General features: G+C 64.5%; 11 protein-coding genes. 3 read left to right on the top strand and 8 right to left on the bottom strand.

Annotated elements, in window-relative coordinates:
* Positions 1-4 precede the first annotated feature (4 nt).
* Together QN413_RS01075 and QN413_RS01070 are read right to left on the bottom strand one after the other, a co-directional pair.
* Positions 5-262, bottom strand: a complete 258-nt coding sequence (locus QN413_RS01075; protein WP_323494836.1) for a PP0621 family protein — start codon at positions 260-262, stop codon at positions 5-7.
* Entirely contained in the window at positions 259-1056 is a 798-nt protein-coding gene (locus QN413_RS01070; protein WP_323494835.1) for a cytochrome C assembly family protein, read from the bottom strand. The genes QN413_RS01075 and QN413_RS01070 overlap by 4 nt, the downstream gene beginning before the upstream one ends.
* A gap of 64 nt (positions 1057-1120) precedes the next feature.
* On the opposite strand from QN413_RS01070, the gene ffh reads away from it, so the two are divergent.
* The gene (gene ffh, locus QN413_RS01065) at positions 1121-2515 is read left to right on the top strand and encodes a signal recognition particle protein (RefSeq protein ID WP_187054389.1); all 1395 of its coding nucleotides are present in this window, start codon (positions 1121-1123) and stop codon (positions 2513-2515) included.
* 111 nt (positions 2516-2626) lie between these two features.
* Here the strand turns inward: ffh and mdoH are convergent, their stop codons facing one another.
* The 6 genes from mdoH to QN413_RS01035 all read right to left on the bottom strand — a co-directional run bounded on the left by mdoH (position 2627) and on the right by QN413_RS01035 (position 10781).
* A complete protein-coding gene (mdoH, locus tag QN413_RS01060) occupies positions 2627-4672 on the bottom strand; it encodes a glucans biosynthesis glucosyltransferase MdoH (RefSeq protein WP_323494834.1) in 2046 nt (681 codons plus the stop codon).
* A gap of 404 nt (positions 4673-5076) precedes the next feature.
* Complete coding sequence (locus QN413_RS01055; protein ID WP_323494833.1) at positions 5077-6486, bottom strand: sigma 54-interacting transcriptional regulator; 1410 nt, start codon at positions 6484-6486, stop codon at positions 5077-5079.
* A 12-nt stretch (positions 6487-6498) separates the two neighbouring features.
* Positions 6499-7215, bottom strand: coding sequence for a hypothetical protein (locus QN413_RS01050; protein ID WP_323494832.1), 717 nt, complete (start codon positions 7213-7215; stop codon positions 6499-6501).
* Positions 7216-7303: 88 nt separating this feature from the next.
* Positions 7304-8731, bottom strand: a complete 1428-nt coding sequence (locus tag QN413_RS01045; protein ID WP_323494831.1) for a sensor histidine kinase — start codon at positions 8729-8731, stop codon at positions 7304-7306.
* Positions 8731-10128 carry a tRNA (N6-isopentenyl adenosine(37)-C2)-methylthiotransferase MiaB gene (miaB, locus tag QN413_RS01040; protein ID WP_323494830.1) on the bottom strand — a complete coding sequence of 466 codons (1398 nt, stop codon included), beginning with the start codon at positions 10126-10128 and terminating at the stop codon, positions 8731-8733. Before miaB ends, QN413_RS01045 begins: the two co-directional genes overlap by 1 nt.
* 158 nt (positions 10129-10286) lie before the next feature.
* Positions 10287-10781, bottom strand: a complete 495-nt coding sequence (locus QN413_RS01035; RefSeq protein ID WP_323494829.1) for a hypothetical protein — start codon at positions 10779-10781, stop codon at positions 10287-10289.
* A gap of 212 nt (positions 10782-10993) precedes the next feature.
* Between QN413_RS01035 and QN413_RS01030 the strand changes: the two genes are divergently transcribed.
* Both QN413_RS01030 and QN413_RS01025 read left to right on the top strand, forming a co-directional pair.
* Positions 10994-12253, top strand: a complete 1260-nt coding sequence (locus QN413_RS01030) for an efflux RND transporter periplasmic adaptor subunit (protein ID WP_323494828.1) — start codon at positions 10994-10996, stop codon at positions 12251-12253.
* The gene (locus tag QN413_RS01025) at positions 12250-15402 is read left to right on the top strand and encodes an efflux RND transporter permease subunit (protein ID WP_323494827.1); all 3153 of its coding nucleotides are present in this window, start codon (positions 12250-12252) and stop codon (positions 15400-15402) included. The genes QN413_RS01030 and QN413_RS01025 overlap by 4 nt, the downstream gene beginning before the upstream one ends.
* Positions 15403-15409: the final 7 nt, after the last annotated feature.

Below are 15409 nucleotides of genomic sequence, written 5' to 3'. Positions count from 1 at the left end.
TCGCTCAACGCGTGCTTTCGGCGGCCCGTCGGTGCGCGACGCTGCAGTAGACGCCGTCGGGTCCGGCGATGGCGTCCGTGGCAGGCAGGTGCAGCCCGCACTGCGCGCAGCGGAGCATGGCCTGCGGCGCGCCGACGGTCGGCGGCGCTTTCGGTGGGACAGGCCGGGTCTTGCGCGCGGCCTCGCGTTCTTCTTCGCGCTGGCCCTTCCGAAAGAGCCAGATCGCGATGAACAGAACGATAAAAACCAGCAGGTACTTCATGGCACGCGTCCCAAGACCACTTCGAGTACGAATCGCGAACCTACATAGGCCAGCACCAGCAGTGCCGCGCCCGCATAGAGCACCCGACGTGCCTTGCGCCCGCGCCAGCCGAAGCGCGCGCGGCCCGTCAACAGCACGGCGAAACAGAACCAAGCCAAGATGGAGAACACCGTTTTGTGGTCCCACTTCCAGGCACGGCCGTACAAGGTTTCGCTGAAGAGCAAGCCGGCCAGCAGCGTCGCCGAGAGCAGTACGAAGCCCGCGGTAACGAAGCGGAAGGTCAGTCGTTCCAGCGTCAGCAAAGGCACGCCGGCTTGTGCATCGGCGGCCAGCCGAATCTGTTTTTCTGCGCGGCTGATGAGCCATGCATGCACGACCGCGGCGCCGAACAGTCCATACGACGCGATGCCGAGCGCCAGATGCAATGGGAGCCACGGCGAAGCGGAAACGTGGAGCGGCACGCCGGGGAACAGCACAGCCAGCAAGACAGCGCCGGCACCGAGCACCGCCAGCACCCGGCGCACCGTGAGCTGCGGATACATGCGGCTCTCGATGGCGTAGACCGTCAACACGAGCCAGGCGGTGACGGAAATGGCGGGCGCGAACCCGAAGAGCGGGATGCCGCCGACCAGACTCCATGCCAATGTGAGCCCGTGCAACAGCCAGGCCAGGCCGAGCAACCAGCGCGTGCCCTGTCGCCCGAGCCGCGATGCGCCCGCGGCGGTCACGGCATAGGCTGCGGCAGCGGCGATGCCCAGTGCCACGCCGAGCGGGGAGGGGCTCGCTAAAATCATGGGCTGAGTTTAGCTGCGCCCCTGCAGCGGCTCGCGCTTCACGGCATCTCCAAGGCATCCCCTCATGGCCACCGCCCTCACAGAAAAATTCTCCCGCCTCGTCAAGCAGATGAGCGGGCAGGCCCGCATCACCGAAGCCAACGTGCAGGACATGCTGCGCGAAGTGCGGATGGCGTTGCTCGAAGCCGACGTCGCGTTGCCGGTGGTGCGTGACTTCGTCGCCCGCGTCAAAGAGAAAGCGCTCGGCCAGGAAGTACTGGGCTCGCTCAAGCCGGGGCAGGCGCTGGTCGGCATCGTCAACCGCGAGCTCACCGCGACCATCGGCCAGGGCGTGTCGGACATCAACCTGGTGGCGCAACCGCCAGCGGTGATCCTGATGGCCGGCCTGCAGGGCGCGGGCAAGACCACCACCGTCGCCAAGCTGGCCAAGCACCTGATCGAAAAGCGCAAGAAGAAAGTGCTGACCGTGTCGGGCGACGTGTACCGGCCGGCCGCCATCGAGCAGCTCAAGATGGTCACCGCCCAGGCTGGCGCCGAATGGTTTCCAAGCACGCCCGACCAGAAGCCGCTCGACATCGCGCGTGCCGCGCTCGACCACGCCAAGCGTCATTTCTTCGATGTGCTGCTGGTCGACACGGCGGGCCGCCTGGCCATCGACGAAGCCCTGATGGCCGAGATCAAAGAACTGCACGCCGCGCTGAATCCGATCGAAACGCTGTTCGTCGTCGACGCTATGCAGGGGCAGGACGCGATCAACACGGCCAAGGCCTTCAAGGACGCGTTGCCGCTGACCGGCATCATCCTGACCAAGACCGACGGCGATTCGCGCGGTGGCGCGGCGCTGTCGGTGCGGCAAGTGACGGGCGTGCCTATCAAGTTCGCCGGCACCAGCGAGAAGATCGACGGGCTCGAGGTGTTCGACGCCGAGCGTTACGCCGGCCGCATTCTCGGCATGGGCGACATCGTGGCGCTGGTCGAGCAGGTGACTGCCGGTGTCGACGTGGCGGCGGCGCAAAAGCTGGCGGCCAAGGTCAAGAGCGGCGCCGGTTTCGACCTCGACGACTTTTTGAGCCAACTGCAGCAGATGAAGCAGATGGGTGGCCTGTCGAGCATCATGGACAAGCTGCCGCAGCAGATGGCCGCCAAGGCGACCGAAGCCGACATGACGCGCGCCGAGCGCGACATCCGCCGCAAGGAGGGCATCATCCAGAGCATGACGCCGCTGGAACGCCGCAAGCCGGAATTGTTGAAAGCCACGCGCAAGCGGCGCATCGCGGCTGGCGCCGGGGTTCAGGTGCAGGAAGTGAACCGCCTGCTCAATGAGTTCGAGCAGATGCAGACCATGATGAAGAAGATGAAGGGCGGGGGCCTCATGAAGATGATGAAGAAGATGGGCGGCATGAAAGGCATGCCAGGGATGGGCGGACCCGGCGGTGGCGGCGGCATGCCGCGCTTCTGAACAAGGTCGAAAAATCGCCGCAGCGCCGCAGCGCCACACGACAGGCAACAAAAAAGCCCGCATCGAGCGGGCTTTTTTGCGGGTACGCGATGAACGCGCCAGGCAAGGGTCTTAGACCGCAGCGAGCGCCGGGCGGGCCAAGCGCACTGCGTGCATCCAGGCACGGCGCAGAACGGCGGGCGAACGTGATTCTTCCGGGATCAGCAACCAGCCGCGTTCGCGGAGCGAGGTACCAAGTGCGATCTGGCTGGTCAACACGGTGAGCGGGATCGCGAGCAGCAGCGGCAGGCCGACCGGCATCAGCCAGATCAATGCGCTCGGGTCGATCATCGCGATGCCGACTGCCAGGGCAGCGATCACCAGCGTCATTGGCGCGAGTTGCGAAGCAGCGGTCTTCCACGGCACGGCATTGGCTTCACGCGGGGGTGACTTCCAGTCGAGCTTGATGCCTGTGAGGGCCACGATGACGAAGAGCGAATGGGCCAGCATGCGCACCGGAGCTTGCACGATCGCGAGGGCACTCTCGAGCACTGTACTCTTCAGCAGGCCCCGAACGCCACCGTACTGACGTTGCTCACCGCGCATCAGCACAGCGGCGATGCCCAGGATGCGAGGCAGGAACAACAGACACAGCGTCCATACCCACAGGCCAACGAGTTCGGAGGGCAGCACGTTCCAGGTTGCGACCAAGCTGGAGCCCGAGAGCCAAAGAGCCGTACCCAGCGTCAGGAAAGCCAGCCACAGGGGCGCCGAGGCATACGCCATCGTGCCGGTCACGAACATCGCGCGGTGCACCGAGTGGATGCCGGGCTCTGCCATCAGACGGGCGTTTTGCAGGTTGCCTTGGCACCAGCGGCGATCGCGTTGCAGTTCCGCCAGCAGATCTGGCGGTTGTTGTTCGTAGCTACCGACCAAGTCGGCGACGAGCCACACGTTGTAGCCGGCGCGGCGCATCAGCGCAGCTTCGACGAAGTCGTGCGACATGATGCCGCCGGACATCCCGCCGGTACCCTTGATCGGGGCCAGCGCGCAATGCTTCATGAAAGGCTCGACGCGGATGATGGCGTTGTGGCCCCAGTAGTGCGATTCGCCCAGTTGCCAGAACTGCATGCCCAGCGTGAACAGGCGGCCCGTCACGCGGGAAGCGAATTGTTGAGCGCGGGCATGCAGCGTGACGTGGCCGATGGCCTGCGTCGCGGTCTGGATGATGCCGGCGGTCGGGTTGGCTTCCATCAGCTTGACCATGGAGGTCAAGCAGTCGCCGCTCATCACGGAGTCGGCGTCGAGCACCACCATGTAGCGATAGTCCTTGCCCCAGCGACGGCAGAAGTCAGCAACGTTGCCGGCCTTGCGGTGTGTGCGGCGGGTGCGCAGGCGGTAGTACACCTCCACTTGAGGCTGGTTCGGGCTGGTTGCCAATGCGGCGCGGAGGTCCTCCCAGGCAGCGCGCTCGGCGGCAGCGGTCTCAGGTGTGTAGCTGTCCGACAGCACGAACACGTCGAACTGCTTGGCATGGCCGGTGGCCGCAACCGATTCGCAAGTGGCGCGAAGGCCGGCGAACACCGTTGACACGTCTTCGTTGCAGATCGGCATGATGATTGCCGTGCGGGCTTCGGGGTTCATCGAATGACCCGCCACCTGCTTGACCGACAAGGAATGCTTGTCGCCCTTGACGGAAACATAGAAGCCCATGAGCGCGGTCACGAAACCGGTCACGACCCAGCCGGACAGCAAGCCATACAGGCCGATCTGGCCGTACTCGAGCCAGACGTTGTCGTAGTCGGGCTGGATTCGGGCGAACAGCGTCGAAGCGATCACCGTGCTGATCAGCGTCAGCAGCATGAACGCCAGGCGCCGTTGCCTGGCCGCACGCTGCCAGGGTTGCGTCACTTCGGCTTGCTTGTGTTCTTCCGCAGCTTTGCCGACGCCACCAGCGCCGAGCTTGACCAGCGCAGCGGTGCCGAGGCTGTTCCAGAAACCGCGCCAGGGGCGAGGCGTCATGGAGCCGCGGTTAACCGGTGGTGCAGTCACTGCGTTTGGATGGCGCTCTTCGCGCAGCTCGCTGCGTTGCGTCGCCACCACTTGGTCAGCATCAGCAGCATTCAAAACGTTGCTGTCGGCCAGCACGCGCAATTGGGAGAAATCGTTCGGCTTCATGGATACCTCAAGAGCGTTGCTTGTCGAGGGAAGCGATGTCGCCAATTGCCGGAAAGCGTTTGAACACGCAATCCGGAGCGACACCGTGGGCGGCACTGAAAGCGCCGAGTTGCTGGCTCGCGGCACGGGGCCGTGAGAGGGAAAACTGTGTTTGACGGACGCCGTCGCGCTGCTGGCGCAGTGCGAAAGAGGGGCTGTTTTGTGCTGTCATGCATCTACAAGGGCAAACCCTGTGCCAGCATGGAAAATTCGTTGTGCACCAACGACTTGCGGCAGATGAGAGCTCTTTTTGGGTTGTTCAAGCCTGCCGCATGCTCGAAAACCCTCGTTTTTGTCGCCGAATCCCGACAGACCGGCAGACCGGCTAAAAAATTCCCAACAAAATCAACGCTTAAGCCAAGTCGCTAGTTTGCGACAGGATCGCCGGGCGTTGGCGACGCATCTGCCTTGAAGTGTCCCGGCGTCAGTTCGTGCTTCTGCAGCAATCGATAGAACTCGGTCCGATTCCGATCAGCCAAACGGGCCGCGTCGGCCACGTTGCCATCGGTCAGTTTGAGCAAACCAACCAGGTAATCCCGCTCGAAGCGCTGCTTGGCTTCGGCATAGGTCTGAACCTCGACGCTTGGGACGCGGAGCGCCCGCTGGACCAGCGACAGTGGAATCAGCGGCGAACTCGACAGCGCGCAGACCTGTTCGACCACGTTGAACAACTGACGCACATTGCCGGGCCAAGAAGCCGTCGTGAGCGCCTTCAGCGCTTCCGGCGCGAAACCGGAGAGCCGCTTGCCGTATTTGACCGACAGGCGCTGCAAGAAGTGATTCGCCAGCAGCGGAATGTCTTCGCGGCGGGCACTCAGCGGCGGCAACGTCAACGTCACCACGTTCAGGCGGTAATAAAGGTCTTCCCGAAACTGATGCGCGGCCATCGCCGCATCGAGGTCGCGGTGCGTCGCCGAGATGATGCGCACATCGACGTCGATCGACTGGCTGGCACCGAGCGGACGCACCGCGCGCTCCTGCAGCACACGGAGCAGCTTGACCTGCAAGGCAGGCGGCATGTCGCCGATTTCATCGAGCAGTAGCGTGCCGCCGTCGGCTTGTTGAAAAAGGCCCTTGTGATTGGCCACCGCGTCGGTGAATGCGCCCTTCATGTGGCCGAACAACTCGCTCTCGAGCAACGCCTCGGGAATGGCACCGCAATTGACCGCGACGAAAGGCTTGGAAGCGCGCGCACTGGCCCGGTGGATAGCCCGGGCCAGCAGTTCCTTCCCGGCGCCGCTGTCGCCGCGCAGCAGCACGCTGGCGTCCGACTGGGCGATCATCCGCGCCTCGGCCAGCACCTCGGACATCCGGTTGCTGCGGCTGACGATTTCAGCGCGCCAGCTTTCATCGCCACCACCCTTGCTGGTCGGCGTGACTGGAGAGCCGAGCGCCAGCGCCTGCGAAATTTTCTCGAGCAGTTCGCGGCTGTCGTAGGGCTTGGTCAGGTAAGTGAACACGCCGCGCGCCGTGGCCTCGACTGCATCGGGGATGGTCCCATGTGCGGTCAGCAGGATCACCGGCAGCGTCGGATGGCGCTTGCGAATCTCGTCGAACAGCGCCAGGCCGTCGCGCCCCGGCAAGCGCACGTCGCTCAGCACCAGTTGCGGATGTTCGATCTCGAGCTGCGTCAGTGCCGACTCGGCCGACGTCACCGCCGTCACTTGGTAGTTGGACGAGGCCAGCCGCATCGACAGGAGGCGCAGCATGTCCGGGTCGTCGTCGACCACCAGCAGCTTGGCGCCGGTCGGCTTGGCGGGGGGCGCTTCGGTCATGGCGTCAGTCAGTCAAGGCGCAGGCTTTGCGCCGTTGCCGGAGTTGGCGGCGGGTGCGGCACCGCCGGCCGGCGTGCCCGAGCCGGTCGGCGCATTGGCGGCAGGGCGCGCAAAGCTGCGTTCGATGGCGCGCAGCGCCTCGATGCGATCGTTGAGCTGGTCGATGCGGCGCTGGGCGTCGCGCAACTGTGCAACCTGGCGATCGCGGTCGTCTTCGACACGGCGCTGTTCGTTATAGCGCGATGCCAAAGCGCGGGCCAGCGGTTGAAGCGGTTTTGCGTCCGATGCGTTGCTGGTCGAAACCCGTTGCAGCAAACCCATGGCGCGGGCGAGATCGGCCGGCACGCGCGTCTGCGCAAGCACCAATGCAACCTGCATCTGCGTCGTGGGCGAATCGCCCGGATCGCCGACGCGCTGCAGTTCGGTCGACAGCTCGCCCCCACTCATCCCGCGCACTTTTTCGCTGTACTGAAGCATCGCCGCGACCGGTCCTTGCGTGATGAGCGTGAAGATCGAGGCCGGCTGCGTGGCGGGCGGCGTGGGTTCCACCTCGACCGGCTGCACCGCCGGCGGTGACGGCGGCACCGCGGCATGCGCCGGAGGGCTGACGCTGGCTTCGGCAGCAGGCTGCCTCGGCGCGACAGTACAGCCTGCCAGCCAAAACGGCGTGACCAGCGTCACGGACACCATCAAAGCGGTGGATGACCAGCGGACGATCGAAAAAGACATGGTCTTGAAACGGCGCGTGAGAACGTGCAAAACGGAATGCAAGGTGTGAAGTTCGGGCGTGAAGGTACGGGTGAATACCGGCGTGGCGTCAGACGGTCAGCGGCAGCTCGATGCGAAAGCGGGCGCCGGGGCCATCGGGCAGCAGCGAGACACGACCACCGTGAGCTGCAATGTACTCCTGCACGATCGAAAGTCCGATGCCCGTTCCCTTCACCGCATGCTCAGGTTGACGCTCGCCCCGGAAGAACGGCTCGAACACGCGGTCGCGATCAGCCGGCGCAATGCCGGGGCCGGCGTCGCCTATGTCGATCCGCGCTAATTCCGGCGTGCTCGACACCTCGATGGCGATGGTGCCGCCGCGGCTCGAAAACCGAATGGCGTTCGACAGCAGGTTGGCGATGGCGGTGCCCAGTTTGACCGGGTCGACCGTGATCATGAGCGGCTCGCCGCTCGCCCGCACAGTGAGGCCCTGGCCTTGCCACTGCAGGCGCTGCGAATCGATCTGCTCTTCGATCAGTGGCAAAAGCGCGGTCCGCTCGCGCCGCAGTTCGCGAGCTTCGAACGCGGCTGCGTTGAAGCGGAGCAGGGCTTCGATCTGCCCCTGCAACGCCACTGTGTTTTGTTGCAGGATTTGCGCGACTTCACGCTGCGCTGGATTGAGCGCGCCGGTCACGCCGTCTTCCAGTAACGACACGCCTTCGCGCAGCGCGGCGAGTGGTGTCTTGAGTTCATGCGAGACGTGCCGCAGGAAGCGTGCCTTGTCGGCGTCTAGTTCGGTCAGCCGCAAGCGCAACCATTCGAGTTGCTGCGATACGCGGCGCACGTCGGCCGGCCCGCGAATGTCGATCGGCACGTCGAGCCGGTTTTCGCCGAGCCCGACGATGGCGCGTTCGAGCCGCTTGAACGGTCGCGCCAGCCACACGCCGAACGCCAGCGCCAGCGTCACCGCCAGCACGCTCGCGGCGATGACCTGGCGCATCAGCCGCTTGCGGGCGTTCTCGATGCGCGTCGCCAGCGCGCTGTTTTGCGTTTCGATCAGCAATTGCGCCTGCTGCGCGATGTTGGTGTTGAGCGCATCGAGATCGCGAAACTGCACCGCCATCGAGCTTTCGCGCGTGAGGGCGCTGTCGGGGCTGCCGTTCATGAGGTCGTTGATGACATTGAGCTGCTGACGCCAGGCGTCGGCGGCGGGCACGCCAAGGTCGTTTTGCACCAGCTTGTCGAGCGCGCCATTCGCGTCGTGCTCGGCATCGGTAAAGCGGCGCCGCAGCACCGCGTCGTTGAGCACCAGCGACTGGCGGCCGGCGCGCTCCATCGCGGCGCTGCGCTCGGCCAGGGACTGGGCGGCGCCCGACAGCGTGACGGCGCGCGCCGCCGCGTCGCGGCTCTGCGTCATCAACAGGTCGTACTGGAATACCGAGCGCACCGCCACACCCACCAGCAGGGCGGTGATCAGCAAAAACGCAAAGAGCAGCAGTTGCTGGAACGAGCCGCGCGCCGAAGGCAATTTCGCCATCAGGCGGCGAGCACTGCGTGAGCCTCAGGGGCCGGCATTGCGGCCCCTGATTCACGCGTTGCCACGTCGCCACGCAGCGTGTAGGCCAGCGACCGCGTGATGGTCAGGTCGAGCATCTGGCCGACCAGCAACTCAGGCATCTGCAGGCTTCGCGGCGGCGCTGCAAAATTGACGACCCGATTGCACTCGGTGCGTCCCATGAGTTCGTCCGCATCCTTGCGCGACCTGCCTTCGACCAACACCCGCTGCGTGCCGCCCACCATCGCTTCACCGAAGCGCCGCACATTGCCGTCGATGACGGCCTGAAGCGTTTGCAGCCGCGCCAGCTTGACTGCGTGCGGCGTGTCGTCGTGCAACTGCGCTGCCGGCGTGCCGGGACGTGGGCTGAAGATAAAGCTGAAGCTCGCGTCGAACCGGCAGTCGTCGATCAGCTTCATGGTCTTGGCAAAGTCGTCGTCGGTTTCGCCAGGGAAGCCGACGATGAAGTCGCTGCTCAACGCAAGCTCGGGACGGATGGCGCGCAGCTTGCGCACCGTGCTTTTGTATTCCATCGCCGTGTAGCCGCGCTTCATCGCCATCAGGATGCGGTCGCTGCCGTGCTGCACAGGCAGGTGCAGATGCGAGACGAGCTTCGGCACCTTCGCGTAGGCCTCGATCAGCCGCGGCGTGAACTCGTTCGGATGACTGGTCGTGTATCGGATGCGCTCTATGCCAGGGATCTCGGCGATGTATTCGATCAGCAGTGCGAAATCGGCAATCTCGCTGGTGTCACCCATCCTGCCGCGGTAGGCGTTGACGTTCTGGCCCAGCAGCGTGACCTCTCGCACGCCCTGGTCGGCCAGGCCGGCGACTTCGACGAGCACGTCGTCGAGCGGCCTGTTCACCTCCTCGCCACGGGTGTAAGGCACCACGCAGTAGCTGCAGTATTTGGAGCAGCCTTCCATGATCGATACGAAGGCGGTGACGCCGTCGACGCGTGCCGGCGGAAGATGGTCGAACTTTTCGATCTCTGGAAAACTGATGTCGACCTGCGGTCGGCCCTGCACCGCGCGCTGGTTCAACAGTTCGGGCAGGCGGTGCAGGGTTTGCGGGCCGAACACGATGTCGACATAGGGCGCGCGCGCGATGATGGCTTCGCCTTCCTGGCTCGCCACGCAACCGCCCACGCCGATCTTCACGCCCTTGGCCTTCAGGTGCTTCACGCGGCCGAGATCGCTGAAGACCTTCTCTTGCGCCTTCTCGCGCACCGAGCAGGTGTTGAAGAGGATGAGGTCGGCTTCATCGACATCCTGGGTTTGCTCGTAACCTTCGGCGGCGTGTAGCACATCGGCCATCTTGTCCGAGTCGTACTCGTTCATCTGGCAACCGAAGGTTTTGATAAAGACTTTTTTGGACATGGAATGCGCGATGCGACCGCTTTGAAGGAGGGAAGCTGAAGACGGATGAGGGCTGAGAGCGCCGCACGGTGGGCGATCGATGTTCAGCAGCAAGAACAGTGGGGCGGGTAGAGCGGCGCGGGAAGCGCGGCCTGGTTCGCCGGCGTTATTTGCCGGCTTTATTCGCCGTATTTGGGTAACTGGTCGAACGGTGTTTTGCCGTCGTCCCGCGGGCCGTTGTTGGCCACGAAAGGCCAAAAATTCAGAAAGGGCTTTTCAGCCGATTCGCGGTCGGCGCGCGCTTCGTCGGGTGTCAGGATCCACACCTGCGACACGAGGTTGGAGGCGTCGCGCGTGTAGTTGACCAGCAAGTTCTGGCCGACGATCGCGCCGGGCATCACCAGCATGTTTTGCGCACTGCGAACGCGTGCACCCGGCGACATGCGCTCCAGGTCACCGTCGAGCTTGATTTCGGGCGGATTGAGCACCATGAACTTGCCGCGCAACGTGCCGATCGGAAAGTTGCGGCCGCCGGCTTCTGCTTCGAACTGGGTCTGTGGCACCGGCACTGCCTGAGCACGCGCATCGACAGTAAAGAGCGCCGCAGCAGGCGCCAGCACAGCGCAGAGCGCTATTAAAATATGAGCATTAGGGGAGTTTTTGCAGCGTTTCATGGGGTACATCCAGAGGCTGTGGGAAGCTGAGATTCTAGCGGCGCCGATCTTGCATGTTCCCTGGTGCGATGGTCATGTCCGTGTGCTGATTCACATTTCGCCAGACTTATAAAGAAACCTTTTATGGACGGGTTGCCGGGCCACTGCTCCAATAGCAAGCGCCCCTGCCCATGCCCGCGAACGCCGCCTTTCGACCCTATGAAAACGTCCCCATGAAGAAGAATGCCTCCCGCGCCCTGACCGGTGTGCTCGTCGTCGCCGTCGCAGGGGCAGCCTGGTGGTGGTCGGGATCGCATTCGCGCGACACCGCCGCGAAGGTCGCGGCCGCCGGCGTACCCGGCGCAGGCGCGCCGGCCTTGGTCACAGTCGCTGCCGCGTTGAAGCAAACGGTGCCGGTCACGGTGCAGGTCAACGGCAGCGTGGTGTCGCTCAACAGCGTCGATCTGCGGCCCCAAGTCACCAATACGGTGAGCGAAGTGCACGTCAAGGAAGGCCAGTTCGTCAAAGCCGGCCAGTTGCTCTTCACGCTCGACCAGCGGCCGGATCAGGCCAATCTGGCCAAGGCCCGTGCCCAGCAGCAAAAAGACGAGGCGACGATGGCCGACTTGGAGCGCCAGTACAAGCGCAGCCAGGATCTGGTGGCGCAGAACTTCATTGCCAAGAGTGCTGCCGATTCGACGCTGTCGCAGCTCGAAGCCCAGCGCGCGGCGGTCGCGGCCGATCGCGCCGCAGTGCAGTCGGCGCAAGTCGCGCTCGGCTATTCCACGCTGCGAGCGCCCATCGCCGGGCGTATCGGTGCCGTCAACATTTACCCGGGCACGCTGGTGCAGCCGGCCGGCACGCTGGTGACGATCACGCAGCTCGACCCGATCGCTGTGAGCTTTCCGGTGCCTGAAGGGCAACTTCAGGATTTGCTGGCCGCGGCCCGCGCGAAGACGAGGGTCGAAGCCGTGGTCAAGGGCCGCAAGGAGCCGCTGGCCGGCGCGCTCAGCTTTGTCGACAACACGGTCGATCCGCTGATCGGCACGGTGCGCGCCAAAGCCGTTTTCGACAACGCCGACCAGGGCCTGTGGCCCGGGCAGTTCGTCGAAACGCGTGTGATCGTGCGCACCCTGCCCGATGCGACAGTGGTCCCTGCCGCGGCCGTCATGATGCTGGCCGAAGGCAATGCGCTGTATGTCGTCAATGCCGATCAGACGGCCACGCGACGCAAGGTGCAGACCGTCTACACCTTCGGCACGCAGGTCGTGGTGCGTGGCGTCGAGCCGGGAGAGATGGTCGTCATCGAAGGCAAGCAGAACGTGCGTCCCGGCGGCAAGGTGCGCATCGAAGCAGCGGCTGCACCCGCCGCTGCGCCGGGCCGGTCGCCTGACAAGTCGCCCGATACGTCATCTCCCGCGTCCTCCGGCTCGGCATCGCCGGCTGCGCTGTCGCCTGCACAAGTCGATCCCAAGGCGAGGGACCGCGCATGAACATTTCCGAGCTGTGCATCCGCCGTCCGGCGATGACGGTGCTGCTGTCGGCCGCGGTGGTGGTCATCGGCATCTTTGCGTACCTCAACATTCCGGTCGCCGCGCTGCCCAGCTACAACACGCCGGTCATCAACGTGTCGGCGCAGTTGCCGGGGGCGAGCCCCGACACGATGGCGTCTTCGGTCGCGCTGCCGCTGGAAAAGCAGTTTTCGACCATTCCAGGGCTGCAGACCATCAGTTCGGTCAACACGCAGGGCGTGACCTCGCTCACTCTCGAGTTCGTCAGCTCCCGCGACATCGATGCCGCGGCGGTGGACGTGCAGGCTGCGCTGTTGCGCGCACAGCGGCAGTTGCCGATCGAGCTCACGCAGATGCCGTCGTACCGCAAGGTGAACCCGGCCGACGCACCCGTGCTGTTCATCGCGCTGGTGTCGCCGTCGATGAACCCGGCGGAGCTCAACGACTACGCCGAGAACCTGATCTCGCCCACCCTCTCGACCATCGACGGCGTGGCGCAGGTCGGCGTGTACGGCCGCAAAGCGTTCGCGGTGCGAATCAAGGCCGATGCGAACCTGCTCAACGCGCGCAACATCACACTCGACGAGCTGGCGAAGGCGGTGAATTCGGCCAACGCCAACACGCCCGTCGGCGTGCTCGACGGCCCGCGCCAGACGCTGACCATCCAGGCCAACCAGCAGCTGATGAAGGCGGCCGACTTTGCCAAGCTCATCGTCGGCCAACGCGACGGCGCACCGGTGCGGCTGGACGAAGTGGCGACCATCGAAGACAGCTTCGAATCGGTCAAGACGGCGAGCAGCTTCAACGGTCAGAGCTCGATCTCGCTCGCGGTGCAACGCCAGCCGAACGCCAACACCGTGCAGGTGGTCGACGCCGTGCGCGCGCTCATGCCGCGCTTCCGTGCGGAGCTGCCGCAGTCGGTCGAAATCAATCTCGTCAACGACCGCTCGCTGTCGATTCGCGAAGCCGTGCACGACGTGCAGCTCACCCTTATCGGCACGATCCTGCTGGTCGTGCTGGTCATCTTCCTGTTCTTGCATCGCATCGTCGCGACGCTGATTCCGGCGGCGACAATTCCGATCTCGCTGGTCGGCGCGGTCGCCTTGCTCTATGCCTTCGGCTACAGCCTGGACAACGTCTCGCTGCTCGGCATCACGCTGGCGGTCGGGCTGGTGGTCGACGACGCGATCGTGGTGCTCGAAAACATCATGCGATACGTCGAAAAAGGCATGGAGCCTTACGCAGCAGCGCTGCGCGGCGCACGCGAAGTCGGCTTCACCATCGTCTCGATCTCGATCTCGCTGGTGGCGGTGTTCATCCCGGTGTTCTTCATGCCGGGCGTCATCGGCTTGCTGTTTCACGAGTTCGCTGTGGTCGTAGCGCTCGCCGTGCTGGTGTCGGCCATCGTGTCACTGACACTGGTGCCTATGCTGGCCAGCCGCTTGCTGAAGCAGGTGACGGTGAAGGAAGGCGTGCTCGATCATGAAGAGCAGCATTCCGAGCCTGGCACCGCCATCGGCCGCGGCTTCGAGCGTGGCTACCAAAGGGTGCACCGCAACTACATGCGCACGCTCGACTGGACTCTGCTGCACCGCCCGGTGATGCTCGGCATCGCCGCATTGACCTTCGTGCTCACTGCGTGGATGTTCGTGACGATTCCCAAAGGCTTCTTCCCCGAGGAAGACATCGGCCAGATCCAGATAACGACCGAAGCGGCCGAAGACATTTCCTTCACCGCGATGAAGGTGCTGCAAGACCGCGTGGCCGAAACGCTGGGCAAAGATCCGAGCGTCGATTACGTCAACTCGTTCGTCGGCGTCGGTGGTCCGACGGCTACGCAGAATTCCGGTCGATTGTTCGCCGTGCTCAAGGCCCGCAGCGAGCGCCCGCCGATGGCGCAAGTGCTCGAATCATTGCGAAAACGCTTCCGTGAAATCCCCGGCATTGCCGTGTACATGCGGCCGGTGCAGAACCTGCAACTCGGCGGGCGCCAGAGCAAGGCGCGGTACCAGTACACGCTGCAAAGTGTGAGCGCTGGCGAGATGAGCGAGTGGGCCAACAAGCTGATGGAGCGCATGCGCGCCGATGCGGCTTTTCGCGACGTCACCAGCGACTCGCAGAATCGCGGTCTGCAGGCCACGCTCGACATCGATCGCGACAAGGCGGGCGTGCTCGGTGTGTCGGTCGGCGACTTGCGTACCGCCCTCTACAACGCCTATGGCGACCGGCAGATCGGCAGCATCTACAGCGCCAGCAATACCTACCAGGTGATTCTTTCGGCCTCCGACGACGACCGTCAGTTCGAGGACGACATGTCGCGTTTGTCGGTGCGCAACCGCGCCGGTCAGCTGGTGCCGCTGTCGGCGTTTTCAACCGTCAAGCGCACGGTCGGGCCCACCTCGGTCAACCACCAGGGTCAGCTGCAGGCGGTGACGGTGTCGTTCAATCTGGCGCCCAACGTCCCGCTCGGCGATGCCACCCACAAGATCGACCGCTTCACGGCGGAGATCAAGATGCCGCCGTCGATCATCACCAGCTACGGTGGCGATGCAGCGGTGTTCCAGAGTTCGCAGTCGAGCCAGGCCGTGCTGCTCATCCTGGCGGTGCTCGTCATTTACGTGCTGCTCGGAGTGCTGTACGAGAGCTACATCCATCCGCTGACGATTCTGGCCGGGCTGCCTTCAGCGGCAGTGGGCGCCTTGTTGTCGCTCAAGCTGTTCGGTTTCGACCTGACGTTGATCGCGACCATCGGCATCCTGCTGTTGATCGGCATCGTGAAGAAGAACGCCATCATGATGATCGACTTCGCACTCGACGCGCAGCGCAATGAAGGCATGTCGCCGGTCGATGCGATTCGCGAAGCGTGTCGGTTGCGTTTTCGGCCGATTCTGATGACGACGCTGGCCGCCTTGATGGGCGCGTTGCCGTTGGCGCTCGGGCTCGGCGCCGGAGCGGAACTGCGTCAGCCACTGGGCGTCGCAGTGGTCGGCGGGCTGCTTTTCTCCCAGGTGATCACGCTCTACATCACGCCTGCGATCTACCTGGCGCTCGACCGCTACAGCGGTACCGGACCGATGCAGACGCTGCCGGGCGAGGCGGCTGTCAAGCCAGCACCTGGCGTTGCGGTCTGACGCGGGA

The sequence above is a fragment of the Variovorax sp. LG9.2 genome (assembly GCF_035018885.1).
In the GTDB taxonomy this organism is placed as follows: Bacteria; Pseudomonadota; Gammaproteobacteria; order Burkholderiales; family Burkholderiaceae_C; genus Variovorax.
This window is presented reverse-complemented; position numbering and strand designations above follow the sequence as displayed.